Genomic DNA, 12,251 nt, shown 5'->3' with positions numbered 1-12,251 from the left:
CCGACAAGGCGAGTGATGCATCACATCATCGAAAAGGACAGCCATGCGAACCGCATCCTGCGCCTGCGGGCAGTTGAAGATCTCATGTGACGGAGAGCCGGCACTGGTCGCGCTCTGCCATTGCCTCGACTGCCAGAAGCGGACGGGCAGCACATACGGCGTCGCCGCGTTCTTCGAACGCGACAAGGCGGCGGCCGAAGGCACGGCCGGCATCTACAGCCGATCGGCACAGAGCGGCCGCCAAGTGGCCTTCCATTTCTGTGCCGCCTGCGGCTCGAGCGTCTTCTGGGAGCCGGAGCAGAAACCGGAATGGATCGCCGTTGCGGTCGGCTGCTTTGCCGACCCGACCTTCCCGGCCCCGACTCGCATCGCTTGGGAAGAACGGCGCCATCCCTGGGTATGCCTTGGCGGCGGACTTACTGATTGATCTCGGGTTCGACGAGCTTGGCCAGGTTGCGAAGCGATTCCTGCCAGCCGAGATAGCAGGCTTCGGCGGGAATGACATCCGGAATACCGGCCTGCGTGATGTTCACTTCCGTGCCCACGGACACTTTCGTCAACGTCACAGTCACCTCGATCTCACCCGGCAGGTTGGGATCGTCGAAACGATCGGTGTAGCGCAGGCGTTCGCCCGGAACGAGTTCGACATATTCGCCACCGAACGAGTGACTGTTACCGGTGGTGAAGTTGCGGAACGACATCTTGAACGTACCGCCGACCTTGCCTTCGAAATGATGGACCGTGCAGGTGAAGCCGTTCGGCGGCAGCCACTTGGCAAGTGCATCGGCCTCGATGAACGCGCGATAGACCTTCTGCGGATTGGTCGTGAGGACGCGGTGCAGACGTACGGTGCTTGGCATTTCGATGTTCCTTTGTGCTTTCTGGTCGATGTTCCAAGGACGGCCAGCACGGTGCTGATCCGACACGGCTATCGGATTTTTTTGACTGTCGCCACACTGGCGCCGCATCGCCTCCCCCGCCAAGGGTGGCAAATTACGGCTGGACCGAACCGCCGCCATCGAGACGATGCGCGAAGCCGGCTTCGACGGGGCGGTGGCAAGGGACTCGCGGCGACTTCAACAGATCCATCGCAACGGGCGAAGCATAGGCCGAAAGCCGGAAATCTAGCGCGACCGAATGACCGTGTCGGTATTGGCCAACAGCTTGCGCACGGCGTTGCGCGCCGCATCCGGCCGTTGCAGCCGGATGTTCTTCTCGATCGCCTCATGCAGCTTCTGCGCATGGTTGAGATCGTCAACGGCTCGTGTGGTGAAGGTGAAGAGATGGTCGAACGCGGATTCGATCAGCACGCCCAGCGGCACCAGGAGGTCGTTGCCCGAAGCCCGCAAGATCGCCAGATGGAAGCGCGTGTCGGCGCGCGTGCGCTCCTGCAGGCTGGTCGCCTCCCCCATCTCACGACATGCCCGACTGATCTCGGCCATCTGCTCGTCGGTGCGCCGCATGGCGGCAAAGGCCGTCGCCTCCGGCTCGATGATGTGGCGGAATTCCTGCACGGTCTTGAGGAACACCTCGCGGTCCGGCGAGGTCGCGTACCAGGCCAGCACATCGCGATCGAGCAGGTTCCAGCGCTCCTTCGGCTCGACCCAGCTGCCGATCTTGGGGCGCGATGCCAGAAGGCTCTTGGCCATCAGCATCTTGATGGCTTCGCGCACCGCCGAACGGCTGACGCTGAAGATTTCCGACCATTTGGCTTCATTGGGCAGGATGGTGCCCGGCGGATAGTCGCCGCGCACGATCCTCAGGCCAATCTCGCTGGCCAGCGACGTATGCACGCTGGCGCCCGGAATGCGCGCCGCGTCGGCGCGGCGAACACCGGCCGGGCGCTCGGTGGCGGCCGTTTTCTTCGGCGATTTTTCCTTGTTCGGCTTTGCGTCCCGCATGGGCTCCAGAAAGTCCGGTTTCAGCAAGCTGTCAAGCGCGGCTGGCGGCTTCACCCGCAAAGCCGGCCGCTGTGCACAGATCAACCCGGATTTGCCCGCTATCGGGCCCTATTTGACGTATTTGCGCCAGCTATGAGCGGGGCGGAAGCCCAGCATGTCCCTGGCCTTGCGGTTCGACAGCAGCGTCTCATATTCGCCGAGTTCGCCCTTGACCGGCACGCCCGGATAGAACCGCCTCAGCAATTCGGCGGTCGGCAGGTCGGACGAGGTGTCGTCATTGGCGGCGTTGAACACTTGGAAGCCGAGCCCATCCTTTTCGATGGCGCGCAGCGTGATCTGGCCGAGGTCGCGTGCATCGACATAGCTCCAGGCAATGCGCTTGCGGAAACTGGGGTCGGCGAACCATTTCGGGAACAGCGAATATTCGTGCGGTTCGATGACGTTGCCGATGCGCAAGGCATAGATGTCGATGCCGCTGCGCAGCGCGAACGAGCGGGCCGTCTTTTCGTTGACGATCTTGGACAGCGCATAGCTGTCCATCGGGTCGACATCGTAGTCCTCATCGAGCGGGAAATGCGTGGGGTTGCGCGGCTCGTTGGCGAACACGAGGCCATAGGTTGTCTCGCTGGACGCGATCACCACTTTGCGGATGCCGAGCTTCACCGCCGCCTCGATGACATTGTAGGTGCCCATCGCATTGATGCGGAACACTTCGTTGTCGGGCGTGATCATGATGCGCGGGATCGCGGCGAAGTGCACGACGGCATCGACCGGTTGGGCGCGCAACGACGGGTCGAACTCGTGCAACCCCATATAGCTCGACAGCGCGTTGAACACCTGCCCGCTGTCGGTGATATCGGTGATCAGCGTGCGCACCTTGGGATTGTCGAGCGGCTTGGTGTCGATGTTGAGCACCTGGCAACCCTGCTCGACCAGATACTGCACGACATGGCGTCCGGCCTTGCCGCTGCCACCGGTGAACATGATCCGCTTCGTCATTTTGCCCTCCAATGCCTGGGATTTATGTGTATTGTCAGACAATATGGCATTCCGCAACCATCCTCGCCTGCAAAATGGCAGCGCCGAATATCAATCACCGCAACAGGACTTGAAGACATGAGCACGACCGCCGCGAACGAAAAGATCGGCTTCATTGGCCTTGGCCTGATGGGGCATGGCATCGCGAAGAATATCGTCGACAAGGGCTACAGCCTGACCTTCCTTGGCCGCAGGAACCGCAAGCCCGCGGAAGATATGCTGGGCCGAGGGGCCAAGGAAGCGGCGACCGCGCGCGAGGTGGCAGCGGCATCCGATATCGTCTTCATCTGCGTCACCGGCTCGCGTGAGGTGGAAGCCATCATTCGCGGTCCTGGCGGCCTCAAGGAGGGATTGAAAAAGGGCTCGGTCGTCGTCGATTGCTCGACCTCCGATCCGGTCTCGACGGTGGCGCTGGCGACTGAACTCAAGGCGATAGGCGTCGACTATGTCGACGCGCCGCTGAGCCGCACGCCGAAGGAAGCCTGGGAAGGCACGCTCGACGCCATGGTCGGCGCGCCCGACGCCGTCTTCGCCAGGGTGAAGCCGGTGATCGACACCTGGGCTGGACGCATCGTCCATATCGGCGACACCGGCGACGGCCACCGCATGAAGCTGCTCAACAACTTCATTTCGCTGGGCTACGCCGCGATCTATTCCGAAGCGCTCGCGCTGGCCCAAAAAGTCGGCATCTCGCCGCCGCGCTTCGACAGCGTCATCCGCAACGGTCGCATGGACTGTCCCTTCTACCAGACCTTCATGCGCTGGACGTTGGAGGGCGACCGCGATGCCCACAAATTCTCCATCGCCAATGCCTTCAAGGACCTCACCTATCTGGAATCGATGGCCGGTGCCGCCGGCATCGCCAACCCGCTGGGTAACGCGACGAAGAACGCGTTCGCGGGTGCCTTCGCCGCCGGACCCGAGGAGCAGTTCGTGCCAATGCTGGCGACGCATATCGGCAAGGTCAATGGCGTGGATCTGATGCCGACGAAGGATGGGAAGAAGCAGACGATTTGAGGGTGAGAAACGGTCCGCGCAGCGGACGAAAAGCCAATTGCTTGGCTTTTCGAGTTTCGAACGGTGAAGGCCCGATCCGCCTTCGGGCGGATCAAAAGGTCCAGTGGACCTTTTGAAGGGACTGAACGCCCTAAGGCTGGGAGCCTGCGAAGGACCGGCGGAGGCTACTTGTAAAGATTCAAGAGGCCTCAACTATCGCCGCCACCGACCGATCCCCTGATCGGTATTCTCAAGCAGCTTATGCACGGCATTGCGCGCCGCCGCCGGACGTCGCAACCGGATGTTCTTCTCGATCGCTTCATGCAGCTTCTGTGCGTGGTCATGGTCGTTGACCTGAACGGTCGTGAACGCAAACAGATGATCAAGCGCGGATTCGATCAGCACGCCCAGCGGCACCAGCAGATCGTTGCCGGCCGCCCGCAGGATGGCGAGATGAAAGCGGGTGTCGGCGTGCGTGCGCTCCTGCAGGCTCGCCGCCTCTCCCATCTCTCGGCACGCCTGGCTGATCTCGGCCATCTGCGCGTCGGTGCGCCGCATCGCGGCAAAGGCCGATGCCTCCGGCTCGATGATGTGGCGGAACTCCTGCACGGTCCTGAGAAACATTTCGCGGTCCGGCGCGGTCGCGTACCAGGCCAGCACGTCGCGATCGAGCAGATTCCAGCGCTCCCTGGGCTCGACCCAACTGCCGATCTTGGGGCGTGACGCCAACAGGCTCTTGGCCATCAGCATCTTGATGGCTTCACGCACCGCCGAGCGGCTGACATTGAAGGTCTCGGCCCATTTCGTCTCATTCGGCAGGATCGTGCCCGGCGGATAATCGCCGCGCACGATCCTGAGACCGATCTCGCTGGCGAGCGACGCATGCACGCTCGAGCCGGCGAACCTTGTCGCATCGGCCCGGCGAAGGGTGGCCGGAATGCCGGCCTGTTGCTCCGCCCCTACGCCTTCCTTGCTTGAATTTCTGTCCGGCATAAATGTTCCAATGCGTCTGCCGTTTGCCCTGAACGATGGGCACGCCAAAGCGGGGGCCTGTTGCCCCGAACAACGCTGCCTTTCTCGTGGAAACGATATGACGGGGCGGCCGCTAACCGGACGCCCCGAAAATTTCGGCCTACTTTTGGATGCAGGTGTCGACCGTGTCCTTGGTGCACTCGTCGAGGCCAGTGAAGACCGGATCGGCAACCTTGTTGCCCTTGATGAGATCGATCATCACCGCAGGCGCCTTGTAGCCCATTTCGAACGGCCGCTGACCGACCAGCGCGGTCACAAGACCATCCTTGGCGATCGCCACCTCATCGCCGATCGTGTCGGCAGCGCCGATGACGAAGTCGTTCTTTGCCAGCCGGTCCTTGAGCGGACCGACCAGATCACGATAGGGCTGCGGGGCGCCAAACAGCGGCCAGCCACCCATGATGCCGAACGCGTCGAGCTTGGGATTGGCGGCGAGAATATCGGTCATCGCCTGCACACCCTTGGCGCCATCGTCATTGGTGAACACCGGGCAGCCCGCAACTTCGGTCCAGCCGCCCTCGCCGGCCAGCGCCGCGAGACCTTCCTTGCCCGTCAGCGCGTCGCGCATGCCCTGCGCTCGGCGCAGGATGTTGTCGGCCGCCGGATTGCCCTCGATGGTGCAGATCGTGCCGCCCTTCGGCTTGGCCTTCTTGATGTATTCGCCGATCTTCTTGCCCATCAGGTAATTATCTGTGCCGAGATAGGTCTTGCGCAGCGCAGCGTCCGCCTTGGCCAGGTCGGCATCGACGGTCATGATCGGGATCGTCGGCTTGGCGGTCTTGATCGTCTGCGCGATCAGCGGCGCGTTGGACGGCGAGATCGCCATCGCGACGGTGTCGGCCTTGCTCAGCATATCCTGCACGATCTGCGCCTCGCCGGCCTCGTCCGAGGTCGACGCCGGGCCGGTGTAGAAGCATTCATATTCCGAACTGGCGTTTTCCTTGTTCCATTTCTCGCATCCCTGGTGAATGGCTTCGAAGAACGGGTTGTCGAGCCCCTTCACCACGATGACGAGCTGTTTCTTGGCCAAAGCCGGCCCGGCGCCAAGCGCCATCATGGCGGCGGCAGCGAGCAGAAGTGATTTCCTCATGTCAGTCCTCCCTTGAAACAAGACGGACACGGCGTGCCCGCCACACAGACCGACCCGGATGCGAGATGACAGAGGATCGTTACGCGAGCGCTCGTGTCGCCAAGCCAGATCGATAAGCATTTTCAGATGCGATCGTGTCGGCTCCAACCAGAGCTGGCATGATCTGATCCCGCCCTGCAGACCGGCAACATGGGGATCGGCATGTTACTCCTCCAAGTCTCAGCTAATAACGGCGCGCCGCCGACGTCAATGCCATTTGTCCTACAAAACGGATTTTTCAAAACCGTGAAATCCTATTCATCCGACAATTGCCGGTTCTTATTCGTCTGACAATTGACGGCTGCGTGGGCATTTGCGTAAATGAAGTCGTCGCTGTTTCCCGGGAGGAGCTGGGGAGAGCGAAGGCCAGGGCTTAACCCGCATTGACGACGGGAACAGCGGCTGCATCATGGGGAGGCAAGAAGGCTGGTGGCGGTTCTCGAACTCACCAATATCTCGAAACATTTCGGCGCCATCCAGGCGGTCAACGACGTGTCGCTGTCGATCGAAGCCGGACAGGTGGTCGGCCTGATGGGCGACAACGGCGCCGGCAAGTCGACGCTGGTCAAGATGATCGCCGGCAATTTCCGCCCGAGCCACGGCACCATGCACATGGACGGCAAGGAACTGATCCTGCACAAGCCGGTCGAGGCGCGCCAGCACGGCATCGAGATCGTCCACCAGGACCTGGCGCTGTGCAACAATCTGACGGCGGCGGCCAACGTCTATCTCGGCCGTGAGTTGCGCCGCGGCGTCGGCCCGTTTCGCATCCTCGACTATGCCTCGATGTACAGGCGCGCCGGCCAGATCTTCGCCGAGCTGAAATCCGAAACCCGCCCGCGCGACCTCGTCAAGCAGATGTCCGGCGGCCAGCGCCAGGCGGTGGCGATCGCCCGCACCATGCTGTCGCAGGCCAAGATCGTGCTGATGGACGAACCGACGGCCGCGATCTCCGTGCGACAGGTCGCAGAGGTGCTGAACCTGATCCGCCATTTGCGCGACCAGGGCATCGCCGTCGTGCTGATCAGCCACCGCATGCCCGATGTCTTCACCGTCGCCGACCGCGTCATCGTCATGCGGCGCGGCCGCAAGGTGGCCGACAAGACGATCGCATCGAGTTCGCCCGAGGAGGTCACCGGGCTGATCACCGGCGCGATCGAACAGGTATGATGACCGGCATTCCAAACGTTTGCAGCAGGTAAGGGCCGACGATGGCACTGACAATTGACCAGCCGATCGAACACAAGCAGCAGTCGCTGCTGACAAGGTTGTTTGCCAGCCAGACCTTCTGGGTGGTGATCGCCGTCATCCTGGCCTGTCTGTTCCTGTCGTTTGCCACCGACGCCTTCGCCACGTCGAAAAACCTCTACAACATCACCCGCAACGTCACTTTCGTCGCCATCATCGCGCTCGGCATGACGTTCGTCATCATCACCGGCGGCATCGACCTCTCGGTCGGCTCGGTGCTGTGCCTGTCGTCGATGGTGCTGGCCGTCACCATGCATGCCGGCTACTCGATCGAAATCGGCATCCTCGCCTCGATCGCCACCGCGCTCGCCATCGGCGCCTTCAACGGCATCTTGATCGCCTATCTCGGCTTTCCGCCCTTCGTGGTGACGCTCGGCATGCTGTCGATCGCCCGCAGCCTGGCCATGGTCGCCTCCAACAACACCGTCATCTTCCAGTTCGGGCCGGATCACGACAAGCTTCTGGCGCTGGGCGGCGGCGCCTGGGTGTTCGGCATCGCCAATCCGGTACTCTACACCATCGTGCTGGCGCTGATCACGGGCTTCACCCTGCGCTGGACCAAGTTCGGCCGGCACATCTTCGCCATTGGCGGCAACGAACACGCGGCGACGCTGACCGGTGTGCCCGTGCGCCAGATCAAGGTCGCCGTCTATATGATCTCGGCGCTGTCGGCCGGCATTGCCGGCATCATCGAGACGGGCTGGCTGGGCGCCGTCACCACCAACATCGGCACTGGCATGGAACTGCAGGTCATCGCCGCCACCGTCATTGGCGGCGCCAACCTCGCCGGCGGCGTCGGCACCGCCTTCGGCGCCATCGTCGGTGCTGCCCTCATCGAGGTGATCCGCAACAGTCTCGGCCTGCTTGGCATCAACGCCTTCTGGCAAGGCGTGTTCATCGGCGGCGCCATCTTGCTTGCTGTCCTGTTCGACCGTATCCGCAATTTCAGGCGCAACGACTGAAGCCGGCGAGAAGCCGGCCGACGATGCGGGATGATGCGATGACAAATTCCCTGTTCAGCCTCGATGGACGGCTGGCGCTGGTCACCGGCTCGGGCCAAGGCATCGGCCTTGCGCTGGCGCGAGGCCTCGCTGAACACGGCGCAAGCGTGGTGCTCAACGGCCGCGATCCGGCCAAGGTTGCAGGTGCCGTCGCGAAGCTGTGTGATGCCGGCTTCAAGGCACATGCCTCGATCTTCGACGTGACCGATTTTCACGCCGTTCATGACGACGTCGCCCGCATCGAGGCCGAGATTGGCGCCATCGATATCCTGGTCAACAATGCCGGCATACAATTCCGCGCCCCGCTCGAGGATTTTCCCGAGGAGCAGTGGGAACGCCTGTTCAAGACCAATGTCTCCGGCGCCTTCCACGCCGGCAAGGCGGTCGCGCGCCACATGATCACGCGCGGCAAGGGCAAGATCATCAACATCGGCTCGGTGCAGAGCGAGCTCGCCCGGCCGAACATTGCCCCCTATACCGCGACAAAGGGCGCGATCCGCAACCTGACAAGGGGCATGTGCGCCGATTGGGCCAGGCATGGCCTGCAGATCAACGCCATCGCGCCCGGCTATTTCCACACCGAGATGAACCAGGCGCTTGTCGACAATCCAGAGTTTTCCACCTGGCTGGAAAAGCGCACACCGGCCGGGCGCTGGGGCCATGTCGACGAACTGATCGGCGCCGCCGTGTTCCTCGCCTCCGATGCCTCGTCCTTTGTCAACGGCCATACGCTGTATGTCGACGGCGGCATGACGGCTTCGGTGTGAAGCTTGGCGTTCTTTCCTTCTCCCCCTGTGGGAGAAGGTGGCCGAGCGGAGCTCGGTCGGATGAGGGGTGCTCCAGCTTGGCACACACCTTCGTCCATATCCGGCGTGCGGAGACAGGTCAGCAACGCCTCATTTCTTCCAGCACCCCTCATCCGTCTCGGCGCTGCGCGCCGATCCACCTTCTCCCACAAGGGGGAGAAGGGAGAACCAACGCCGGCGCGTCTCATCCAACCGCTATTCATTTCAATGCCTATCGCTCAGTCTGAAAATCCACCGCCACGCCGCATTCAGGACGCCCGCCCTCGCCCCGCGCCTTGACGCCCCCCCAAACTCAGCCACACAATCCCCATGCAGGCGAAGGGAGGCCAGTCGCTTGCGGGAGGATATGCCCATGACGGAAGCGATCAGGCTCTACTGGGGCCGGTTCGGACATGTTTCTGTCCTGAATGTCGCGAGCGACTTCGTCACCCATGCCCATGTCGAGGCGCATCTGATCATCTGGCTGGAAGGTACCGCCGGCGAGATGACCATCGGCCGCGAGACGGTCCAGCTTGGACCCTGCACCGCTGCCGGCATCAACTCGCTTCAGCCGCACAGCCACGTCCTGTCTCAGGGCAAACCGGGCCTGTTCCTGGCCTTCTACATCGATCCCGATTGGGCACGCCGCCGTCGTGACCTGCCCTCCTCCGCGCCGCTGTTTTCACAGGCTGCGATCACGCTGGAGCCGTGGCTACACCAGGCCGCCGTCAGCCTGCTCGACCATCTGAGCGACAATGAAAGCGTCGACGATGTCGCCAATTACGAGATCGAGCGCTTCATCGACTCGGTGCTCGATGCCGCCGACGCCTCGGCGCCGCAGGAGGCGCGCATCCGCATCAACACCATGCAGGACTTTCGCGTGCGCAAGGCGATCCAGCTGATGCGGGCCAATGTCTGCGAGCGCATCTCTTTCGATGACGTGGCGCGCAGCGTCGGCCTGTCGCGACCGCATTTCTTCGCCCTGTTCAAGGAACAGACCAATCTGACGCCCAATGTCTATTGGAACACGCTGCGCATGGAAGAGGCGGTGCGCCAGTTGCAATGGTCGCGGGAGCCGCTGATCTCTGTCGCCTGCAATCTCGGCTTCACCACGCAAGGCAATTTCTCGCGCTTCTTCCGCGACCATGTCGGCGTACCGCCGACGCTCTACCGCGAAGCCGCACGGGCGACCGCCTGAGCCGGCCTACCGAGCTCGCTTTTTCAGACTCCTTGATACGCGCTCAAGACGCATTGATAAGCATCGTCGGAACCACCGCCCTACCCTTGCCGCAACGATCATTCGCAAGGGAACATCGGTATGGCCAAAGTCACCATCTCCAGCGTCATCGACGCGCCGGTCGAAAAGGTCTGGGCGCGCATCCGCGACTTTAACGGCCTGCCGGGCTGGCATCCCCGTATGGTCGAAAGCCATATCGAGGACGGCAAGGATGCCACCGCTATCGGCTGTGTGCGCAATTTCCAACTCGCCAGCGGGGCGCGCATCCGCGAAAAGCTGCTCGATTTCTCCGACGACAATTTCCTTGTCAGCTACTCCATCCTGGAGACGCCGCAGCCTCTGACAAACCATAAGGCAACGCTGCAGCTGCGGCGCGTAACCGACGGCGAGCGTACCTATGCCGAATGGACCGCCAGCTTCGACGCGGCACCCGAGGAGGCCGACAAGCTGGCCGCGGGCATGGGCGCCAATGTCTTCCAGGGTGGCTTCAACGCCCTGAAGGACCATTTCGCCGGACAGGGCTGAGGGAGCGGGCCATGGCGCTGGCACTGCAGACTTTTGCAACCGTGAAGGACGCCAATGCGGCGCTGAGGTCGACTGGCACACGCTATCTCGGAGGCGGCACACTGGTGGTGCGCGCCGCCAATGAAGGCGATGTCTCGGTTTCCGGCCTCATCCGCTCGACCGACCCGGCGCTATCAGCCATCGAGATCATCGGCGATAATGTCCGCATCGGTGCCTCGGTGACGATGGCGGCGATTACCCGCCATCCGAACCTCGGCACGCTCACCAAGGCAGCACGCGCCGTCGGCGGCCCGGCGATCCGCAATATGGCCACCGTCGGCGGCAATCTGTTCGCGCCGGCGCCCTATGGCGATTTCACGGTTGCCTTGTTGGCGCTCGACGCCACGGTGAGCACCGATGATGGTGAGATGCCGATAGAGGCCTTCCTGGCCGGGCGGGACGGCAGCCGCGCCATCATCACCTCGGTCAGTTTCACGCTGCCGCAGGCTGACGGCTTCCGCTTCCTGAAAGTGTCGCGGGTCAAACCCAAGGGCGTCTCCGTGCTCAGCATTGCCGCCGTCCTGCTGCTGGCTCCAGACGGCACCGTTTCCTCGGCCCGGATTGCGCTGGGCTGCATGGCAGACCGGCCAATGCGCGCCAAGGCGACAGAAAAGGCGCTGCTGGGCAGGACGCTTGACCAGCACGGCATCGCAGTGGCGCTGGCCGCCGCCACCGAAGGCATCGCGCCGATCACCGATCCGATCGCCAGCGCCTGGTATCGCACCGAAGTCCTGCCGGTCCATCTCGGCCGGTTGCTGCTTGGCTGAAACACCCATCGGGGGGCGCGCGCCTGTCCGATCGATCGGGCAGGCGCGCAAGGAGGAAGAATGGCAAAAATCCCAGTCCAGTTCACGCTCAATGGGTCCGAAAAGGCCGAATTCGTCGATGGCGGCACGACGCTGCTCAATGCTCTGCGCGACAAGATCGGCGACACCTCGCCGAAAGGCGGCTGCCATCAAGGCACCTGCGGCGCCTGCTCCGTCATCATCGACGGCGAGATCCGGCTTTCTTGCCTGACGCTGGCCGAGACCTGCAACGGCGCCGACATCAAGACGCTCTCCGGCCTTGCCGAAGGCGGTGTGCTGCATCCGCTGCAGCGCGCCTTCCTCGACACCTTCGCCACGCAATGTGGCTTCTGCACGCCGGGCATGATCATGGCCGCCAAGGTGCTGCTCGACCACACGCCCAACCCCAGCCGTGATGACGTGGTCGAGGCGCTGTCGGGCAACATTTGCCGCTGCACCGGCTATGAGCCGATCATCGAGGCGGTGCTGCTTGCGGCCCGCGCCAATTCGCAGAACGCGGCCTGAGGGACCAAAA

General features: G+C 62.9%; 14 protein-coding genes. 9 read left to right on the top strand and 5 right to left on the bottom strand.

What is annotated here, in order from left to right; all coding sequences use genetic code 11:
- The first annotated feature begins 43 nt into the window (after positions 1-43).
- Entirely contained in the window at positions 44-427 is a 384-nt protein-coding gene (locus ABVQ20_RS03105; RefSeq protein ID WP_354458029.1) for a GFA family protein, read from the top strand.
- Here the strand turns inward: ABVQ20_RS03105 and ABVQ20_RS03100 are convergent.
- The 3 genes from ABVQ20_RS03100 to ABVQ20_RS03090 all read right to left on the bottom strand — a co-directional run bounded on the left by ABVQ20_RS03100 (position 417) and on the right by ABVQ20_RS03090 (position 2,900).
- Complete coding sequence (locus ABVQ20_RS03100) at positions 417-860, bottom strand: SRPBCC family protein (protein WP_354458028.1); 444 nt, start codon at positions 858-860, stop codon at positions 417-419. The genes ABVQ20_RS03105 and ABVQ20_RS03100 overlap by 11 nt on opposite strands.
- 264 nt (positions 861-1,124) lie before the next feature.
- A complete protein-coding gene (locus ABVQ20_RS03095; RefSeq protein WP_354458027.1) occupies positions 1,125-1,901 on the bottom strand; it encodes a FadR/GntR family transcriptional regulator in 777 nt (258 codons plus the stop codon).
- A 108-nt stretch (positions 1,902-2,009) separates the two neighbouring features.
- Entirely contained in the window at positions 2,010-2,900 is an 891-nt protein-coding gene (locus ABVQ20_RS03090) for an NAD-dependent epimerase/dehydratase family protein (RefSeq protein ID WP_354458026.1), read from the bottom strand.
- Between the two features lie 117 nt (positions 2,901-3,017).
- Between ABVQ20_RS03090 and ABVQ20_RS03085 the strand changes: the two genes are divergently transcribed.
- The gene (locus ABVQ20_RS03085) at positions 3,018-3,956 is read left to right on the top strand and encodes an NAD(P)-dependent oxidoreductase (RefSeq protein WP_354458025.1); all 939 of its coding nucleotides are present in this window, start codon (positions 3,018-3,020) and stop codon (positions 3,954-3,956) included.
- Positions 3,957-4,148: 192 nt separating this feature from the next.
- On the opposite strand, the gene ABVQ20_RS03080 is transcribed toward ABVQ20_RS03085, so the two are convergent.
- Both ABVQ20_RS03080 and ABVQ20_RS03075 read right to left on the bottom strand, forming a co-directional pair.
- A complete protein-coding gene (locus ABVQ20_RS03080) occupies positions 4,149-4,928 on the bottom strand; it encodes a FadR/GntR family transcriptional regulator (RefSeq protein WP_354458024.1) in 780 nt (259 codons plus the stop codon).
- Positions 4,929-5,067: 139 nt separating this feature from the next.
- Complete coding sequence (locus tag ABVQ20_RS03075) at positions 5,068-6,057, bottom strand: substrate-binding domain-containing protein (protein ID WP_354458023.1); 990 nt, start codon at positions 6,055-6,057, stop codon at positions 5,068-5,070.
- A 468-nt stretch (positions 6,058-6,525) separates the two neighbouring features.
- Here ABVQ20_RS03075 and ABVQ20_RS03070 point away from each other — a divergent pair, with 468 nt between their 5' ends.
- The 7 genes from ABVQ20_RS03070 to ABVQ20_RS03040 all read left to right on the top strand — a co-directional run bounded on the left by ABVQ20_RS03070 (position 6,526) and on the right by ABVQ20_RS03040 (position 12,241).
- Positions 6,526-7,266 carry an ATP-binding cassette domain-containing protein gene (locus tag ABVQ20_RS03070; protein ID WP_354458022.1) on the top strand — a complete coding sequence of 247 codons (741 nt, stop codon included), beginning with the start codon at positions 6,526-6,528 and terminating at the stop codon, positions 7,264-7,266.
- Between the two features lie 41 nt (positions 7,267-7,307).
- A complete protein-coding gene (locus ABVQ20_RS03065; RefSeq protein ID WP_354458021.1) occupies positions 7,308-8,306 on the top strand; it encodes an ABC transporter permease in 999 nt (332 codons plus the stop codon).
- A 38-nt stretch (positions 8,307-8,344) separates the two neighbouring features.
- Complete coding sequence (locus ABVQ20_RS03060; RefSeq protein ID WP_354458020.1) at positions 8,345-9,112, top strand: SDR family oxidoreductase; 768 nt, start codon at positions 8,345-8,347, stop codon at positions 9,110-9,112.
- Between the two features lie 391 nt (positions 9,113-9,503).
- On the top strand, positions 9,504-10,328 hold the full coding sequence (locus ABVQ20_RS03055; protein ID WP_354458019.1) for a helix-turn-helix domain-containing protein: 825 nt from the start codon (positions 9,504-9,506) through the stop codon (positions 10,326-10,328).
- Positions 10,329-10,448: 120 nt separating this feature from the next.
- Complete coding sequence (locus ABVQ20_RS03050) at positions 10,449-10,892, top strand: SRPBCC family protein (RefSeq protein WP_354458018.1); 444 nt, start codon at positions 10,449-10,451, stop codon at positions 10,890-10,892.
- An 11-nt stretch (positions 10,893-10,903) separates the two neighbouring features.
- The gene (locus ABVQ20_RS03045; protein WP_354458017.1) at positions 10,904-11,698 is read left to right on the top strand and encodes an FAD binding domain-containing protein; all 795 of its coding nucleotides are present in this window, start codon (positions 10,904-10,906) and stop codon (positions 11,696-11,698) included.
- 60 nt (positions 11,699-11,758) lie between these two features.
- On the top strand, positions 11,759-12,241 hold the full coding sequence (locus tag ABVQ20_RS03040) for a (2Fe-2S)-binding protein (protein ID WP_354458016.1): 483 nt from the start codon (positions 11,759-11,761) through the stop codon (positions 12,239-12,241).
- The last annotated feature ends 10 nt before the right edge of the window (positions 12,242-12,251 follow it).

The organism is Mesorhizobium shangrilense (assembly GCF_040537815.1).
Classification (GTDB): Bacteria; Pseudomonadota; Alphaproteobacteria; order Rhizobiales; family Rhizobiaceae; genus Mesorhizobium; species Mesorhizobium shangrilense.
The sequence above is the reverse complement of the archived record's forward strand: the minus strand, read 5'-3'. Positions and strand labels throughout refer to the sequence as shown.

Bases quoted from the DNA above. Each gene is read 5' to 3' on its own strand.
- ABVQ20_RS03080 (WP_354458024.1), bottom strand. From the start codon at position 4,928: ATGCCGGACAGAAATTCAAGCAAGGAAGGCGTAGGGGCGGAGCAACAG.
- ABVQ20_RS03065 (WP_354458021.1), top strand. From the start codon at position 7,308: ATGGCACTGACAATTGACCAGCCGATCGAACACAAGCAGCAGTCGCTG.
- ABVQ20_RS03095 (WP_354458027.1), bottom strand. From the start codon at position 1,901: ATGCGGGACGCAAAGCCGAACAAGGAAAAATCGCCGAAGAAAACGGCC.
- ABVQ20_RS03090 (WP_354458026.1), bottom strand. From the start codon at position 2,900: ATGACGAAGCGGATCATGTTCACCGGTGGCAGCGGCAAGGCCGGACGC.
- ABVQ20_RS03075 (WP_354458023.1), bottom strand. From the start codon at position 6,057: ATGAGGAAATCACTTCTGCTCGCTGCCGCCGCCATGATGGCGCTTGGC.
- ABVQ20_RS03055 (WP_354458019.1), top strand. From the start codon at position 9,504: ATGACGGAAGCGATCAGGCTCTACTGGGGCCGGTTCGGACATGTTTCT.
- ABVQ20_RS03060 (WP_354458020.1), top strand. From the start codon at position 8,345: ATGACAAATTCCCTGTTCAGCCTCGATGGACGGCTGGCGCTGGTCACC.
- ABVQ20_RS03050 (WP_354458018.1), top strand. From the start codon at position 10,449: ATGGCCAAAGTCACCATCTCCAGCGTCATCGACGCGCCGGTCGAAAAG.
- ABVQ20_RS03040 (WP_354458016.1), top strand. From the start codon at position 11,759: ATGGCAAAAATCCCAGTCCAGTTCACGCTCAATGGGTCCGAAAAGGCC.
- ABVQ20_RS03105 (WP_354458029.1), top strand. From the start codon at position 44: ATGCGAACCGCATCCTGCGCCTGCGGGCAGTTGAAGATCTCATGTGAC.
- ABVQ20_RS03085 (WP_354458025.1), top strand. From the start codon at position 3,018: ATGAGCACGACCGCCGCGAACGAAAAGATCGGCTTCATTGGCCTTGGC.
- ABVQ20_RS03045 (WP_354458017.1), top strand. From the start codon at position 10,904: ATGGCGCTGGCACTGCAGACTTTTGCAACCGTGAAGGACGCCAATGCG.
- ABVQ20_RS03100 (WP_354458028.1), bottom strand. From the start codon at position 860: ATGCCAAGCACCGTACGTCTGCACCGCGTCCTCACGACCAATCCGCAG.